Here is a 19,386-nt window from a genome sequence, read left to right on the forward strand (position 1 = left end):
AAGTCGTCGTCCAGACCCACCTGTTCGAGCCCGAGCACCTCGGCGAAGGTCTCGGCAACCAGTCGTGCGGACCCGGTCTGCGGCGCCCGGTACGCGCGCGCCTCGAACACCGGAGCCGGCAGCGCCTTTCGGTCCAGCTTGCCGGACGGGTTCAACGGGAACTCCGCCAGTACGACGATTGCCGACGGAACCATGTAGGTGGGCAACGACGTCGACGCGAAACCGAGCAGGTCCTCCGAGTTCACCTGCGTACCCTGCATGGGCACGACGTAGGCGACCAGGTGGTCGCCCGTCGCCGTCGAGACCACCAACACCGCCGACTGCAGGACCGCGTCGTGCGCCAGCAATGCCGTCTCGATCTCGCCCAGTTCGATGCGCTGGCCACGGAACTTGACCTGGAAGTCGGTGCGTCCGATGTAGCCGAGTTCCCCGTCAGCGCCCCAGAACACCAGGTCGCCGGTGCGGTACATGCGCTCGCCACCGGGGCGGAACGGATTCGCCACGAACCGGTCAGACGTGAGGTCGACCCGGCCGTAGTATCCGCGCGCCAACTGGTCGCCCGCCAGGTACAACTCACCGGGCACACCCACCGGAACCGGACGCAGACGCCCGTCGAGGACGAACACCTGCGAGTTCCACATCGGTCGCCCGATGGCCACCGCGGCAGAGTTGCCCTCGCCGGTCACCTCACGGTAGGTGATCGACACGGCGGCCTCGGTCGGCCCGTACAGGTTGTGCAGCCTGGCCGGGCTGACTGCCGAGAACGCCCGCACCGTCTCCGCGGGCAGTGCCTCGCCGATCACGTACACGTGCCGCAACGAGGCGAGTGACGCGCCGGCCGAGGACACCGTGTCGGCAAACACCGTCAGCATCGACGGCACGAAGTCCGTGACAGTGACCGAGTGCTCGGCGATCTTCTCCGCGACGTAGAGCGGGTCGCGGTGGCCGTCCGGGGTCGTGACCACGAGTTGCGCACCCACCCGCAGCGGCATGAACCAACCCCACAGCGAGACGTCGAAGGTGGTCGCGGTCTTCTGCAGGTAGACGTCCGAGCCGTCGAGCAGGTACTCGCCCTGCATCCACTCCATCTGGTTGACGATCGCGCCGTGATCGACGGCGACGCCCTTGGGCTTGCCGGTCGAGCCCGACGTGAAGATCACGTATGCGGGGTGCGTACGACGCAGCACCGCGGACCGTTCCGCGTCGAGAACCGGCGCTGCCGAGTAGCCCGACACGTCGACCGTGTCGATGCACAGGACGGCTCGGCCTCCCGGCGCCTCGAACCCGTCTCGCGCGGTGGTCAGCACGCAGGCCGGATCCGCGGTGTCCAGGATGTGACCGATCCGCTCCATCGGGTGGTCCGGGTCGATCGGCACGTAGGCGCCGCCCGCCTCGAGCACCGCGTAGATGCCGACGACCAGATCCAACGAACGTCGAACAGCCAACGCCACCAACGACTCCGGACCAACGCCCTCGTCGACGAGGAGGCGTGCCAGCCGGTTCACCCGCGCTCCGAACTCGGCGTAGGTGAGCGACTCGCCCTCGTACACCACCGCGATGTTGTCCGGGGTGGCCTCGACCTGGCGACGGAACCCGTCCAGGAGCAGCTGACCGGACGGCAACTCGCGGGCCGAGTCGTTCCAGCTCTCCAGCAGCACCGTTCGCTCGGCGACCTCGAGCAGCTCCACGTCCCCGACGACCGCGGTGGGATCCGCGACGAAGGCTGCGAGGATCCGCAGGAACCGGTCGCCGAGCCTACGGATCGACTGCTCGTCGAACAGGTCGGTCGCATAGTTCAGGTCCACCCGCATCCCGGTGGGCGTCCCGTCCTCCCCATGGGACTCCGACATGGTGACCTGCAGGTCGAACTTGGCAATGTCCTCGTCGAACTCCACCGCCGAGACGTCGAGCCCGTCGAGCTCGAGGCTCGACTGCGCGAGGTTCTGGAAGAACAAGGCGACCTGCACCAACGGGTGCCGACCCTGCGACCGGACCGGGTTGAGCACCTCGACCAGCCGCTCGAACGGCAGCTCCGCGTGCCCGAATGCCCCGAGGTCGACCGAACGGACCCGGCCCAGCAGGTCCGCGAAGGACTCGGCCGAATCGACCTCGGTCCGCAACACCAGGGTGTTGACGAACATGCCGACCAGGTCGTCGAGCGCGGCGTCACCGCGACCCGCGACCGGCGTACCGATCGCGATGTCCGTGGTACCCGACAGCCGTGCCAACAGCACCGCCAACGCTGCGTGCACCACCATGAACGGGGTGGCGCCGTGGGCACGCGCAACCGTGCCGAGCGCGGCGTGCAGGCCGGCGTCGAGGTCCAAACCGACCGACGCGCCACGGTTGGAGGCGACGGCGGGACGCGGGCGATCGGACGGGAGATCCAACTGCGCGGGCAGACCCGCCAGCGTCTCGGTCCAGTACCCGAGCTGACGTGCGATCAGCGAGTCGGTGTCCTGCTCCGACCCGAGCACCTCGCGCTGCCACAGGCTGTAGTCCGCGTACTGGACGGCCAGCGGTGCCCAGGACGGCGCCTCCCCCGACTTCCGTGCCGAGTAGGCAATCATCACGTCCCGCACCAACGGCCCCATCGAGAATCCGTCGGAGGCAATGTGATGCACGACGAACACCAGGACGTGGTCGGTCCCCGGGGCCGACTCGCCGCCGTCGATGCTCATCAGCAGGGCGCGCAGCGGCACGTCGACGGTGACGTCGAACCCACCGGCGACGAATTCCGTGGCGCGGGCGAGCAGCTCGTCAGACGCGACCGCGACCGGCGTCAGGTCCACGCTGACCCGGTCGGCCGGCAGGACGACCTGGAAGCCGGCGCCCTCGTGCTCGGGGTAGACCGTCCGCAGGATCTCGTGCCTGGCCAGCACGTCTCCGACCGCGGCCCGCAGCGCGGCCACGTCGAGCTCGCCCGTCAGCCGGACCGCGACCGGGATGTTGTTGACGGCGCTCTCGCTGTCGAACCGGCTCAGGAACCACATCCGAGACTGCGCCAGGGACATCGGGATCCGCTCCGGTCGCCGCTGCGCGGTGAGCGCGATCCGGCCGCCGCTGCCGGCCAGCACACCCGTCGCCGCGGCGAGTGCCTCGACGGTGGATGCATCGAACACGGTCCGCACCGGCACCGCGGCGTCGAACGCCGCGCCGAGCCTCGCCGCCACCTGGGTCGCGATCAGCGAGTTGCCGCCGAGCTCGAAGAAGTCGTCGTCGACGCCCACCCGGGCGATACCGAGCAGCTCCGCAAACACGCCGGCCACGATCTCCTCGACCGGGGTCGTCGGCGCCCGGAACTGCTTCGCCTCGAAGACCGGCGCCGGCAGCGCCTTGCGGTCCAGCTTGCCGGAGGCGTTCAGCGGGAAGGCCTCGAGCACCACGAAGGCCGTCGGCACCATGTAGGCCGGCAGGCTCTCGCGCAACGCGGCCTTGACGTCGGCCAGGTCCACCGAGGCGCCGGCGGTGGGCACCAGGTAGCCGACCAGCGCCTCACCGGAACGGTCGTCGTGGTGCAGCGTGACGACCGACTGTGCGACGGATTCGAGGCCCACCAGGGCCGTCTCGATCTCACCGAGCTCGATCCGCAGACCGCGCAGCTTCACCTGGAAGTCGGTGCGGCCGAGGTAGTCGATCTCACCGTTGCCGATCCACTTCACCAGGTCGCCGGTGCGGTACATCCGGGCCCCGCCCACGAAGGGGCTGGCCACGAAACGGTCCGCGGTCAGGTCGGGCCGGCCGACGTACCCACGGGCCAACTGGTCCCCTGCCAGGTACAGCTCGCCGGCCACCCCGATCGGAACGGGCCGCAGCCGCGCGTCCAGCACGAACACCTGGGTGTTCCACACCGGTGCGCCGATCGGCACGCTCACCCGGTCCGCCTCGGTGACCTCGTGGAAGGTCACGTCGACCGCGGCCTCGGTCGGGCCGTAGAGGTTGTGCAGCCGCGCCTGCGGCGCCACCTCGCGCAGCCGGTCTGCGGTCTGGGCCGGCAGCGCCTCACCGGAGGCGAACACGCGAACCAGCGAGGACGCCGACGCGACGGCAGGTTCCGCCACGTACAGCGCCAGCATCGACGGCACGAAGTGGGCGGTGGTCACCGACTCCGCGGCAATCACTCGTGCGAGGTACGCCGGATCCCGATGGCCGTCCGGCACCGCGATCACCAGACGCGCGCCGACCTGCAGCGGCCAGAACAGCTCCCACACCGACACGTCGAACGTGACCGGAGTCTTCTGCAGCACCGCGTCCGTGCCGCCGAGCCGGTACTCGGACTGCATCCACAGCAGGCGGTTGACGATTGCCCCGTGGCTGACGGCGACGCCCTTCGGACGGCCGGTCGATCCCGAGGTGAAGATGACGTAGGCGGTGTTCGAGGGGGCCAGCGACGCGATGCGATCGGCGTCGACAACCGGGCGGGCACTGAAGCCGGACAGCTCGAGCGCGTCGACGTTCAGGACAGACCTGTCCCCCGGCGCCTCGAATCCGTCCCGCGTCGTGGACAGGATGCACACCGGGTCCGCGGAGTCGAGAATGTGGCCGATCCGGTCGGCCGGCTGATCCGGGTCGATCGGCACGTAGGCGCCACCGGCCTCGAGCACCGCGTAGATGCCCACGAGCAGGTCGAACGACCGGCGCGCGGCCAGTGCCACCAGCGACTCCGGACCGACACCGATCGAGATCAGGTGCCGGGCCAACCGGTTCGCTCGCGCCGAGAACTCGGCGTAGGTCAGCGACTCGCCGTCGAAGGTGAGCGCCGCCGCTGTCGGCGTCGCCGTGACCTGCGCCTCGAACAGGTCCACGAGGGTCTGCGGGGAGATCAGTTCGTCCGTCGCGTTCCAGTCGAACAGCACCCGCTCGCGCTCGGCGTCGCCGAGCAGCTCGATGTCGCCGACCAGCACGTCGGGAGCAGCGACCACCTCGCGCAGGATCCGCACGAACCGCTCCGCGAACGACTCGACTGTCGCCCGATCGAACAGGTCGGTGGCGTACCGCAGGGCGGCAGCCATCCCACCGGGTCGGCCACCGACCTCGACGCCCTCGGTGACGATCAGCGTCAGGTCGAACTGGGTGGTGTCGGCCTCGTAGTCGACACCACTGATGGTCAGCCCCGGCAGTTCGAGGGTGGAGTCCTCGTTGAGCTCCAACGTCATTGACGCCTGGAACAACGGCGAATGTGACTGCGAGCGAGCCGGGTTGAGTGCCTCGACCAGTCGCTCGAACGGAACCTCGGCATGCCCGAACGCGGCCAGGTCGGCCACTCGGACCTTCTGGAGCAGTTCGCCGAAGGATCCGGCCGGGTCGACCTCGGTTCGCAACACCAGGGTGTTGACGAACATCCCGACGAGGTCGTCCAGCGCGGCCTCACTGCGGCCGGCGATCGGCGTACCGACCGCGATGTCGGCACTGCCGGACAAGCGCGCGAGCAGCACCGAGTACGCGGCGTGCACGACCATGAAGGTGGTGACGCCGTACTCGCGGGCGAGTGCCTCGATGCCGGCGGCCACGTCCGGGTCGATCTCGAAGGGCAGCCGGGAGCCACGACCGGACGCCACCGCCGGTCGGGGCCGGTCCGTCGGCAACTCGAGCACGTCCGGAAGCCCCGCAAGAGCGTCCTTCCAGAACCCGATCTGCTGGGCGGCCAACGACTCCGGGTCACTCTCGGAGCCGAGTACCTGGTGCTGCCACAGCGTGAAGTCCGCGTACTGCACCGGCAGGGGCGCCCATGCCGGAGCCGCTCCGGCGGTGCGTGCCACGTAGGCCGACATGAGGTCGCGTGCCATCGGCGCCGTCGAGACGCCGTCCGCGCTGATGTGGTGGATCGCCATGACCAGGACGTGCTCGTCGGGACCGGTGTGCAGCAGCGAGCCGCGCACCGGGACCGCCGCCGTCACGTCGAAACCGGCACCGAGGATCTCGACCACCGTGGCCGGCAGGTCCTGCGGGTCGATGTCCACCGGCGTCAGGTCGAGCTCGACCCGATCGGCGGGCAGGATCACCTGGACCGGCCCCTGTCCGTCGTCGGGGAACACGGTCCGCAGCGACTCGTGGCGTTCGAACACGTCGCGGACCGCGAGTCCCAACGCCTCGACGTCGAGGCGCCCGCGCAGGCTGATCGCCAACGGGATGGTGTACGCGGACGAGTCCGGATCGAACTGGTTGAGGAACCACATCCGGTTCTGTGCCAACGACAACGGAATCCGGTCCGGTCGCGGTCCGGCCACCAGTGCCGGTGCGCCGGACGCCGTCGCGGCCGTTTCGACCTGTGCCGCCAGCCCGGTCACCGTCGACGCCTCGAACACCGCACGCACGCCGAGGTTGCAGCCGAGCGCCGCGTTGATCCGAGACACCAGCCGCATCGCGAGGAGCGAGTTGCCGCCGAGCGCGAAGAAGTCGTCGTCGGCGCCGATCCGGGGGGCGCCGAGCAGCTCGGCGAACACTGCGGCCACGACGGCCTCCGCCTCGGTTGCCGGCTCCCGGAACTCGGTGGTCGCCACCGCGAAGTCCGGCTCCGGCAGCGCCTTGCGGTCCACCTTGCCCGCAGAGCTGAGCGGGAACTCGTCGAGCACCACAATCCGCGTCGGCACCATGTAGGCCGGCAGGTCGGCGGCCACCGCGGCGCGCAGGTCCGCCTCGGTCGGAGCCGTGGCGGGCCGCGGGGTCACGTAGCCGACGAGGTGCTCACCGGCGCGCGCGCTGCGCACCATGGTCACGATGGCCTGCGCGACGGAATCCGCTCGCGTCAGCACCGCCTCGATCTCGCCGAGCTCGATCCGCAGGCCACGCAGCTTCACCTGGAAATCGGTGCGGCCCAGGAACTCCAACCGTCCGTCACGATTCCAACGCACCAGATCGCCGGTGCGGTACATCCGGTCACCCGGCTGACCGAACGGGTCGGCGACGAACCGTTCCGCGGTCAGGTCCACACGACCGACGTATCCGCGGGCCAACTGGACACCCGACAGGTACAACTCACCCGCGGAGCCGACGGGAACTGGATGCAGGCGGGTGTCGAGCACCATCGCGGCCGCGTTCCAGCTGGGCCCGCCGATCGGGACGGTGGTGCCCTCGCCGGCGTACCGCTCGACCGCCGGCTCGTAGAGGATGCCGACTGCGGTCTCGGTCGGACCGTAGGCATTGTCGATGGTCGTCCCGGTCGCCGCGACGAAGTCCCGCAGCACGTTCGGCGCGAGCGCCTCGCCACCGGCGAACACGACCCGCAACGAGTCCAGTCCGTCGGCCTTGCCCGCCGCGAGGAACATGCTGAGCATCGACGGTACGAACTCGGCGATCGTGATCGACTGCTCGTCGATCAACGCCGCCAGGTAGTCGGGATCACGGTGCCCGCCGGGCACGGCGAGCACCACCCGACCGCCGACCTGCAGCGCGGCAAAGCACTCCCACACCGACACGTCGAACGTGGTCGGCGCCTTCTGCACCACCCGGTCCGTCACGGTCATCTCGTACCGGTCGGTGAGCCAGGCCAGGTAGTTCACGATCGACTCGTGGCTGATTGCCACGCCCTTCGGCCGGCCGGTCGAACCCGACGTGTAGATCACGTACGCGGCATTCTGCGGGCGCAGCGGCGATCGCCGGTCACCGTCCGTGACCCGGGTGGCCGAGTACCCGCTCAGGTCCACCTCGTCCACCACGATCTTCGTGCAGCCGGCGGGCAGGCAGCCCTGGTCCCGGCTGGTGGTCACGGTGCACACCGGTGCCGCCGACTCGAGCACGTACCCGGTGCGCTCGGCCGGATGCTCCGGATCGATCGGCACGTACGCGCCACCGGCCTTGACGATGGCGTACATGCCGACCATCAACTCCAGCGAGCGACTCATCGCCAGGCCGACCAGCGTCTCGGGTCCGACCCCGTCGGCGATCAGCTTGCGGGCCAGTCGGTTCGCACGCTCGTCGAACTCGCGGTAGGTGAGGCTCTGTCCCTCGAACACCACGGCGATCGCGTCGGGGGTGCGCGTCACCTGTCCGTCGAACGGGTCGATCAATGTCATCGGCGCGAGATCGACCGCGGTCTCGTTCCACTCCCGCAGCACCCGTTCGCGCTCGTCGGCCGCCAGGATCTCGACGTCGCCGACCGCAACGGCCGGGTTCGTCACGGACGCCTCGAGTATCCGCACGAAGCGCGCGGCGAACCCGGCGACGGTGGACTCGTCGAAGAGGTCGGACGCGTACGTGAAGCACGCCTCGAATCCGTTCGGTTCGCCGGTTGCCGTGAACGCCTCGGCGAGGATGAGGTCCAAGTCGAACTGGGTGACCGCGACATCGGATTCGAGCAGGCCCACGGTCAGGCCCGGCAACTCCAGGTCACTGCGCTCGAGGTTCTGCAGCGTCAGAGACGCCTGGAACAGCGGCGAGTGCGACTGCGACCGGATCGGGGCGAGCGCCTCGACCAGCCGCTCGAAGGGCACGTCGGCATGACCGAACGCGGCCACGTCGCGGTCGCGGACTCGACGGAACAGCTCGACAAAGGTGTCCGCGGGGTCCACCTCGGTGCGCAGCACCAGGGTGTTGACGAACATGCCGACCATGTCGTCGAGTCCGGCCTCCCCTCGGCCCGCGATGGGTGTGCCGACCGCGATGTCACCGCTGCCGGACAGGCGCGCGAGCAGCACCGCGAAGGCTGCGTGCACGACCATGAACTGCGTCACGCCGTGCTCGCGGGCGATCCGGCCCATGCCGGCGTGCAGTTCCGTTCCGATCTCGAAGGACAGCTTCGCCCCACGGCTGCTCCCGACGGCCGGTCGGGGACGGTCGGTGGGCAGTTCCAACAGGTCCGGCAGGTTCGCCAGGGCACCGCGCCAGTAGTCCAGCTGGGTGGTGATCAGCGAGTCCGCGTCGTCCTCGGACCCGAGCAGTCCACGCTGCCAGATCGCGAAGTCCGCGTACTGCACCGGGAGCGGGGCCCAACCCGGGCCCGCCTGCCCGGCGTTGCGCGCCGCGTAGGCCACCATCACGTCGCGAGTCAGCGGCGCGATCGACCAGCCGTCGGCGCTGATGTGATGAACGGAGAGGACGAGCACGTAGTCCCGTTCGCTCGTCGCGTACAGCGCGGCACGCAGCGGCACCTCGCCGGCGACGTCGAACGGCGCCGACATCATCGCGAACACCCGGTCGTGGATCTCGTCCTCGGTGACGACCACCGGGGTCAGGTCCGGAACCACCTGCGCGGTCGGCACGATCACCTGCTGCGGGACCCCGTCGACCTCGGGGAACACGGTGCGCAGCGACTCGTGACGCTCGAGCACGTCCACGACCGCGGCCTGCAGGGCCACCGTGTCGAGGTCACCGGTGAGCCTGATCGCGACAGGAATGTTGTACGCCGCAGAATCCGGATCCATCCGGTTGAGGAACCACATCCGTTGCTGTGCAAGTGAGAGCGGCAGGACGTCCGGGCGCGGCTGCGCCTCCAGCGCGGCCCGGCCACCGAGGCCGACCCGCTGTTCCAGTGCCGCCGCCAGATCCCGCACCGTCGAGGCCTCGAACAGCGCGATCACCGGCACGGTGGTGTCGAGTGCGGCACCGAGACGGGCGGTCACCTGGGTGGCGATCAGCGAGTTGCCGCCCAGGGCGAAGAAGTCGTCGTCCAGGCCGATCCGCTCGAGCCCGAGCACGTCGGCGAACACGCCCGCGACGACCTCCTCGGCCGGAGTGGTCGGCGCCCGGAACTCCCGAGCGGCGAACACCGGCTCCGGCAACGCCTTTCGATCCAGTTTGCCCACCGGCGTGAGCGGGATCTCGTCGAGCACCATGATCGATGCGGGCACCATGTATGCGGTCAGCGACCGCGCCACGAACTCCGTCAGCTGCGCCGGGTCGACGGTGCGTCCGGCGGCCGGCAACACGTACGACACCAGCGAGGTGGCACCCGCAGAGCTGGTGTGCCCCATCGTCGCGGCGAACTCCACGTCCTCGTGCGCCAACAGAGCCGAATCGATCTCCCCGAGTTCGATGCGGAAACCGCGCACCTTCACCTGGAAGTCGCTGCGGCCGACGTACTCGATCACCAGCCCGTCTGCGCCGGGGACCCACCGCACGACGTCTCCGGTCCGGTACATCCGCTCGCCCGCGGTGCCAGATGTCGCGGCGACAAACCGGTCCGCGGTCAGCCCTGCACGATGGTGGTAGCCCAGCGCCACACCGGGACCCGCCAGGTACAGCTCACCCGCGACCCCCACCGGAACCGGGCGCAAACGCACGTCGAGCACCCGCGCGGCAACCCCGCGCAGGGGCACACCGATCGGCATGGTCCCACCCGGCACCAGCGGATCGCTGCTGGTGACGATGATCGTCGTCTCGGTCGGGCCGTACACGTTGAAGAACCGGCGGCCCCTCGCCCACCGCGACATCAGGTCGGGCGTGTACGCCTCGCCACCGACCATGACCGACTCCAGGTCCGGAAGCTGCTCGGGATCGAGCGATGCCAGCGCCGCCGGGGTGATGAAGGCGTGGCTCACCCGCTCCTCACGCAGCAACCGGGTCAATTCGTCGCCGCCGTACACCGACGGCGGAACGATCACCATGGTTGCCGCGGCCCCGATCGCCAGCAGCAGCTCGAGCATCGACGCGTCGAAGCTCGGTGAGGCAAAGTGCAGGGTCTTCGACGCGGGGGTGATCCGGAACCGGTCCCGCTGCTCAGCCGACAGGTTCGACAGCCCGCCGTGGCTCACCGAGACACCCTTCGGCGTGCCCGTCGACCCGGACGTGTAGATCACGTATGCCGTGTTCTCCGGCCGCAACGTGCCGACCAGCTCGGCATCGTGGACGGGGGCAGACGACATCGACGCGCAGTGCAGCTCGAGCTCGGGCGAGTCGATGACGAGCCACTGCACCGATGCGGGCAGTGCCTCCACCGAACCGGCGATGGTCAGACCGAAACGAGCACCCGAATCGGACACCATGTGCGCAATCCGGTCCGCCGGGTAGTTCGGGTCGACGGGAACGAATGCCGCACCCGTCTTGGCGACGGCCCACACCGCGAGCACCGACTCGATCGACCTCGGAATGCCAAGGGCGACAAACGCACCCGGACCCACGCCCGAACCGATCATCACCCGAGCCAGCCGCGACGACCACTCGTCGATCTGCCGATACGTCAGCTGCCGACCGTCGAACCGGACGGCGATGCCGTCGGGGTTCGACGCCGAGGCCTCCGCGAGGAGCTCGGGCAGCGGCACGATCGGGTCCGCGGCCGCAGCCTGACGAACGGCGAGATCCGACCGCTCGACCGCCGACATGATCTCGATGTCGCCGACCGGGGTGGCGGGCTCGACCAGGATCACATCAAGAATCCGGACGAAGCGCTGTGCGAACACAGACACCGTCGGTTCGTCGAAAAGATCTGTTGCATAGGTGAACTCGGCATGCATCGGACCGTCGGCCGCACCTGCCGGCTGCAGCGTCAGCTGCAGGTCGAACTTGGAGCTGTCGAGGTTCGCGTCCTCCGTGGAGACCGTCAGCCCGGGGAGTTCGATCGAGGCCGCGGCAGTGCTCTGGAACGCCAGCGCAACCTGGAACAACGGGTGACGCGCCGTGGAGCGGTCCGGATTCAGTGCCTGCACGAGCCGCTCGAACGGCACGTCGGCGTGCCCGAAGGCGGCGAGGTCGCGCTCGCGCACCTGCGCCAGCAATGCCTCGAACGAGGCCGCCCCGTCGACCTCCGTCCGCAGCACGAGGGTGTTGACGAACATGCCGATCATGTCGTCGAGCTCCTGCTCGCCACGGCCGGCGATCGGCGTGCCGACCGCGATGTCGGTGGTCCCGCTCAGCCGCGAGAGCAGCACGGTCAGCGCCGCGTGCATCACCATGAACAGCGTGACGCCGCGTGCCTGCGCGAACTCGACCAGCGCACCGTAGGTGCCCGCCGGAACGTCGAACTCGAACCGCGCGCCGCCGAACGTCTGCACTGCGGGCCGGGAACGATCCGCAGGCAGGTCGAGCTTGTCGGGCATCCCCGCCAACACGTCCTGCCAGTGCGTGAGCTGACGGGAGAGCAGGCTCGACGCGTCGTCCTCGGACCCGAGCACCTCGCGCTGCCACAGGCTGTAGTCCGCGTACTGGACCGCCAGCGGCGCCCAGGTCGGCGCCGCGCCGGCGGCACGTGCGGTGTAGGCCACCACGATGTCCCGGGCCAGCGGCCCCATCGAGAAGCCGTCGGCGCTGATGTGGTGCACGACCACGACGAGCACGTGCTCGGTTTCGCTCAGCTCGAACAGCTGCACCCGCACCGGCACGGTCGTGGTGACGTCGAAGCCGGTGCCCACCGCCTCGGTGACCCGCGCCGCCAGCACCCGCTCGTCGACCCGGACCGGGGTCAGGTCGAGGGTCGTCTCCGACACCGGCACGACCCGCTGAACCGGGCCGTCGGACACAGCCGGGTACACCGTCCGCAGCACCTCGTGGCGGGCCAGCACGTCGAGCACCGCGGCCTCGAGCGCCGCGACGTCGAGTCGGCCGGACAGCCGGATGCCGCCGGGGATGTTGTATGCCGCCGACTCGGGCGCCATCCGGTTGAGCACCCACATCCGCTGCTGCGCAAGCGAGAGCGGAACCTGCTCCGGACGCTCACCCGCGACCAGGGCGATCCGGTCCCCACCGCCGACATGCGCCTGCACCCGCACGGCCAGTTCGCCGACGGTCGGCGCCTCGAACAGCCAGGCCACCGGAATCTGGGTCTCGCGCGCCGCACCCAGGCGGGCCGCGACCTGGGTGGCGACCAGGGAGTTGCCGCCGAGCGCGAAGAAGTCGTCGTCGAGGCCGACTGTCTCGACGCCGAGGACGTCGCCGAAGACCTGGGCCACCAGTCGCTCGACGTCCGTGGTCGGCGCCCGGAACTCGGCCGCCTCGAACTCGGGATCCGGCAGCGCCTTCCGGTCGAGCTTGCCGTTGATGTTCAGCGGCAGCGCCTCGAGGACCACGAAGGCCGCGGGCACCATGTAGCTCGGCAGCGCCTCCGCCGCGGCGGCCTTCAGCCGCGCCACGTCGAGGTCCGCGCCGGCCGCGGGCACCAGGTAGGCGACCAGACGGTCGCCGGTGCGCTCGTCGGACTTGGCGGTGACAACCGCTGCCGCGACGGACTCGTCGCGCACCAGCGCCGACTCGATCTCGCCGAGCTCGATCCGGAAGCCGCGCACCTTGACCTGGAAGTCGCTGCGCTCGAGGTACTCGAGCTCACCGGTCGGCAGCCAGGTGACCAGGTCACCGGTGCGGTACATGCGCTCACCCGTGGCGCCGAACGGATCGGCGACGAACCGGTCCGCGGTCAGGTCCGGGCGGGCGTGGTAGCCGCGGGCCAACTGGGCGCCGGCCAGGTAGAGCTCGCCGCCGACGCCGGCGGGCACCGGGTTCAGGCGGGTGTCGAGGACGTAGACACGGGTGTTCCACTCCGGCACACCGATCGGCACCGAACCGGTGTCGCCGTCGAGCACCTCGTGCACCGTCACCGACACCGCGGCCTCGGTCGGGCCGTACAGGTTGAACATCGCTGCTGCGTTGGCGCCGCGGAAGGTCTGCGCGGTGGCGGCGGGCAGCGCCTCACCGATCGCGAGCACCCGACGCAGCGAATCCGACAGCGCGCCACCGGCGGCCGCGACCATCAGCATCGACACCGTCGACGGCACCGCGTGCAGCGTGGTCACGGCCTGACTGCGGAGCAGGTCGAGCAGGTAGTCCGGGTCCTGGTGGCCGCCGGGCTTGGCGATCACCATTCGGCCGCCGGAGACCAGGGCCGACCAGAACTCCCACACCGACAGGTCGAAGGTCGCGGCGGTCTTGAGCAGCACCGAGTCCGAGCCGTCGAGCGCGAACCTCTCGGTCATCCAGAGCAGCTGGTTGACGATGGCCGAGTGGCTCACCGCCACGCCCTTGGGCCGACCGGTCGAACCGGACGTGAAGATCACGTACGCCGGATGCTCGGAACGCAGCGGCCGGGTCCGCTCGGCGTCCGTGACCGGCGCCTCGGAGTAACCCGACAGATCCGTCTCGTCCAGCAGGAGGACAGAGCTGTCCCCTGCTCCCTCGAATCCGTCTCGCGCGGTGGACAGTACGCACGCCACCGCCGCGGTCTCGAGGATGTGGCCGATCCGCTCGGCCGGGTGATCCGGATCCACCGGCACGTACGCGCCGCCGGCCTGGGTCACCGCGTACATGCCGACGACCAGGTCGACCGAGCGACGCATCGCCAACGCGACCAACGACTCGGGTCCGACGCCCTCCGCGATCAGCCGGCGGGCCAGGCGATTGACCCGGGCGTCGAACTCGCGGTAGCTCAGCTCGGTGCCCTCGAACCACAGCGCCGGGGCGTCCGGGCCGGCGGCCACCTGCGCGTTGACCAGGTCCGAGAGGGTGACGTCCGCGACCTCGGCCGCCGTGTCGTTCCAGCCCGACAGCACGAGCTGACGCTCGGCCGGGTCGAGGAAGTCGAGGTCGCCGACCGTCTCGGCCGGGTTCGCGACCGCGGCCGCGATGATCCGCACGAACCGCTCCGCGAAGCGCTCCACCGTGGACTGGTCGAACAGGTCCGTGGCGTAGTGGAACATCGCGTCGAATCCGGCGGGAGTTCCGTCGGCGTCGAAACGTTCGGTGAGGAACAGCTGCAGGTCGAACTGCGTGATCTGGGTGTCGATCTCGAACGGGGCCACCGTGAGTCCGGGCAGCTCCACGCTGCTCTGGGCCAGGTTCTGGAACGAGAAACCCACCTGGAACAGCGGGTGCCGGGCCGTCGAACGGGTCGGGTTGAGCACCTCGACGAGTCGCTCGAAGGGGACGTCGGCGTGGCCGAAGGCCGCCAGGTCCGACTCGCGCACCGCCGCAAGGAGATCCGCGAACGACTTGGATCCGTCGACATGGGTGCGGAAGACCAACGTGTTGACGAACATTCCGATCAGGTCGTCCATCGCGGCCTCGCCGCGGCCCGCGATCGGCGTACCGACTGCGATGTCGTCGGTGCCGGACAGCCGGGCCAGCAGCACCGTCAGCGCGGTGTGCGCGGCCATGAACAGGGTCGCCCCCTGCTCGCGGGCCAGCGCACCCAGCCCGCGATGCAGGTCGGCGCCGATCTCGAACGCGACCCGCCCGCCCTGCTGGGAGCGGGTCGCCGTCCGCGGGCGGTCACCGGGCAGGTCCAGCTGGTCGGGCAACCCGGCCAGCGTGGTGCGCCAGAAGTCGAGCTGCTGACCCGCGACCGACGTGGCGTCGTCCTCGGAGCCGAGCACCGCGCGCTGCCAGATCGCGTAGTCGGCGTACTGCACCGGCAGTTCGGTCCAGCCGGGGGTCTGGCCCTGCGTCCGCGCCGCGTAGGCGGTCATGATGTCCCGCCCGAACGGGGCCATCGACGCCCCGTCTGCGGCGATGTGGTGCACCACGGATCCGAGCACGTACTCGGAGTCTCCGCCGTCGACCGCGAACAGCACGACCCGCACCGGGACCTCGGCGGTGACGTCGAATGCCGTGGTGGCCAGCTCGAACAGCCGCTGCGGCAGCTCGTCCGCGCTCACCCGCACCGGGGTCAGGTCGACCACGGGCGCTACGGGCTCGATCACCTGGACCGGGCCGTCCTCGGTCTCCGGGTACCGGGTGCGCAGCGACTCGTGCCGGGCGAACACGTCGCCCAGGGCGGCCGCCATCGCGGCCGCGTCGAGGTCGCCGGTCAACCGGATCGCCATCGGGATGTTGTACGCGGAGGAGGCGGTGTCGAAGCGGTTGAGGAACCACATCCGCTGCTGCGCCATCGACAGCGGCACCCGCTCCGGCCGCTGCTGGGCGACCAGCGCGGCGCGGCCGCCGGAACCGGCTAGTTCGGCTACACGGGCGGCGAGCGCCTCGACCGTCGAGGCCTCGAAGAGCACCCGCACCGGCACCCGGGTGTCCAGCGCGGCGCCCACCTGCGAGATCACCTGCGCGGCAACCAGCGAGTTGCCGCCGAGCTCGAAGAAGTCGTCGTCCAGACCGACCCGACCCACACCGAGCACCTCGGCGAACACACCCGCGACGATCTCCTCCACCGGATTCGTCGGCGCCCGGAACTCCCGCACCTCGAACACCGGCGCCGGCAACGCCTTCCGATCCAACTTCCCCGACGAGTTCAACGGGAACGCCTCGAGCACCACCAACGCCGACGGCACCATGTACGACGGCAACGACCGGGCCGCGAACTCCTTGAGCCCGTCCACCTCGACCGAGGCACCCTGCACGGGCACCACATACGCCACCAGGTGATCACCCGTCGCCGTCGCCACCACCAGCACCGCCGACTGCAGCACCGACTCGTGCGCCAACAACGCCGTCTCGATCTCACCGAGCTCGATCCGCTGACCCCGGAACTTCACCTGGAAGTCCGTACGACCGATGTAGTCGATCTCGCCGCCGGCCCGCCACGTCACCAGGTCACCGGTCCGGTACATCCGGGAACCGCTGTCACCGAACGGGTTCGCCACGAACCGGTCGGACGTCAGGTCCACCCGCCCGTAGTAACCCCGCGCCAACTGCACACCGCCCAGGTACAGCTCACCCGGCACACCCACCGGCACCGGCCGCAACCGACCGTCCAGCACGAACACCTGCGAGTTCCACTCCGGACGACCGATCGACACCGCCCCGCCGACCGCGGTGTCGGTGACGTCGGCGTACGTGATCGACACCGCCGCCTCCGTCGGGCCGTAGAGGTTGTGCACCCCGGCATCGGAGACCAGCGCGAAGTCACGCACCGTCTCCGCCGGCAACGCCTCACCGATCACGAACACGTACCGCAGCGACGACAGGTCCTCACGGGCAACGGCGCCCGCGAACACCGTCAGCATCGACGGCACGAAGTCCGTAACCGTCACCCCCCGCGCCCGGATCGTCTCCGCGACGTACGCCGGGTCGCGGTGCCCGTCCGGCGTCGCCACCACCAACTGCGCACCCGCGCGCAGCGGCATGAAGAACCCCCACAGCGACACGTCGAACGTCGTCGCGGTCTTCTGCAGGTACACATCCGACCCGCCGAGCGGGTACTGCGCCAGCATCCACGCGATCTGGTTGGCGATCGCCCGGTGGCTGACCGCCACACCCTTCGGCTTGCCCGTCGAACCCGACGTGAAGATGACGTACGCCGGATGATCCGGCGACAGCCGCGCGAGCCGGTCGGCGTCGGTGACCGGCGCCGCCGAGAACCCCGACGTGTCGAGCGTGTCGATCTGCAGGACAGACCGCTCCCCCGGAACCTCGATGCCGTCCCTCGAGACGGTCAGCACACACGCCGGATCGGCGGTGTCGAGGATGTGACCGATCCGCTCCGCCGGGTGGTCCGGGTCCACCGGCACGTACGCGCCACCCGCCTTGACCACCGCATAGATACCGACAACCAGGTCCAGCGAACGGCGAATCGCCAACGCCACCAACGACTCCGGCCCGACACCCTCCGCGATCAGCAACCTCGCCAACCGGTTGACCCGGGCGTCGAACTGCGCGTACGTCAGCTCCTCGCCCTCGTACACCAGCGCCGTCGCATCCGGCGTCGCCGCGACCTGCGCGTCGAACGCGTCGAGCAGCAGATCCCCCGACTCGACCACGTGGTCCGAGTCGTTCCACCCCGCCAGCACCAGCGCCCGCTCGTCGCCGCCGAGCAACTCGACATCACCCACGGCCAGCGCCGGATCGGCCGAAACCGCCCGCAGCACCCGGGTGAACCGCTCACCGAAGACCCGCACGGTGGCCTCGTCGAACAGGTCCCGCGCGTACGTCAGCTCCACCGCCAAACCGGCGGGTGCGCCGGACTCGTCGACGCTCTCGGTCAGCGTGACCTGCAGGTCGAACTTCGCGATCGCGGCGTCGAAGTCGACGCCGGACACCGAAAGCCCGCCCAACTCGAGGGTGGGCTGGGTGTGGTTCTGGAAGAACAGGGCCACCTGGAACAACGGGTGGCGCCCCTGCGAACGGGCCGGGTTGAGTACCTCGACGAGCCGCTCGAACGGCACGTCCGCGTGCCCGAACGCCCCGAGGTCGGTCTCCCGGACCGTGCCGAGCAGCTCGGTGAACGGCGCCGCGGGGTCGACCTCGGTGCGCAGCACCAGGGTGTTGACGAACATGCCGACCAGGTCGTCGAGCGCGGCGTCACCGCGGCCGGCGATCGGGGTGCCGATCGCGATGTCGCCGCTACCCGACAGCCGTGCCAGCAGCACCGCCAGCGCGGCATGCACGACCATGAACAGCGACGAGTTGTTGCCGCGTGCCGTGTCCGACAGCGCCGCATGCAGATCCGCCTCCACCGCGAACTCGACCGTGCCGCCCACGTTGGACGCCACTGCCGGCCGCGGACGGTCGCTCGGCAGGTCCAGCTGCGCCGGAATGCCGTCCAGTTCCGACTTCCAGTACCCGAGCTGGCCGGCGATCAGCGACTCCGGATCGTCCTCCGACCCGAGCACCTCCCGCTGCCACAGGCTGTAGTCCGCGTACTGCACCGCCAGCGGCGCCCAACCCGGCGCCTCGCCGGCCGAACGGGCCGCGTAGGCGATCATCACGTCGCGGGTCAGCGGGCCCATCGAGAACCCGTCCGCGGCGATGTGATGGATCACCAGCACCAGCACGTGCTCTGTCTCACCGACCCGGAACAGCGTGTTGCGCAACGGCACCTGCGCGGTGACGTCGAACCCGACCGTCGCGACCTCGGTCACCCGCGCGAGGAGCTCGTCGGCACCGACGGCCACCGGCGTCAGGTCCGGAACCACCTCGCCGACGGGCAGGATCACCTGCACCCCGGCGCCCCCGTGCTCGGGGTACACGGTCCGCATGATCTCGTGCCGGGCAACGACATCGGCAATCGCGGCCTGCAGAGCCGGCACGTCCAGCGCGCCCGAAAGCCGGATCGCCGCCGGGATGTTGTTCACTGCGGACTCGGAGTCGAACCGGCTCAGGAACCACATCCGCTGCTGCGCCAGCGACAACGGAATCGACTCCGGACGCTCCTGCGCGACCAGCGCCTTGCGCCCACCCTGCCCGGCGTGCTGCTCGACCGCCACCGCCAACGCCGCAACCGACGGCGACTCGAACAACGTCCGCACCTGCACCGTCGTGTCCAGGGCCGCACCGAGCCGTGCCGTCACCTGCGTCGCGATCAGCGAGTTGCCGCCGAGCTCGAAGAAGTCGTCGTCCGCACCAACCCGCTCCACCCCGAGCAGATCCGCGAACACCGCGGCCACGATCTCCTCGACCGGGCCCGACGGCGCCCGGAACACCTTCGCCTCGAACACCGGCGCCGGCAGCGCCTTCCGGTCGAGCTTGCCACTGGCGTTGAGCGGGAACTCGTCGAGCACCACGAACGCCGACGGCACCATGTAGGCCGGCAACGCCGCGGTCAGTGCCGCCTTCACTGCACCCTGGTCGATCGCCGAG

General features: G+C 70.1%; 1 pseudogene. It reads right to left on the minus strand.

The annotated features are described in order from the left end of the window. A pseudogene (locus tag RT2_RS24555) lies at window positions 1-19,379 on the minus strand (non-ribosomal peptide synthase/polyketide synthase); the annotation flags it as partial. Between the last annotated feature and the right edge of the window lie 7 nt (window positions 19,380-19,386).

This window comes from Rhodococcus tukisamuensis NBRC 100609, from assembly GCF_001894985.1.
In the GTDB taxonomy this organism is placed as follows: Bacteria; Actinomycetota; Actinomycetes; order Mycobacteriales; family Mycobacteriaceae; genus Rhodococcus_G; species Rhodococcus_G tukisamuensis.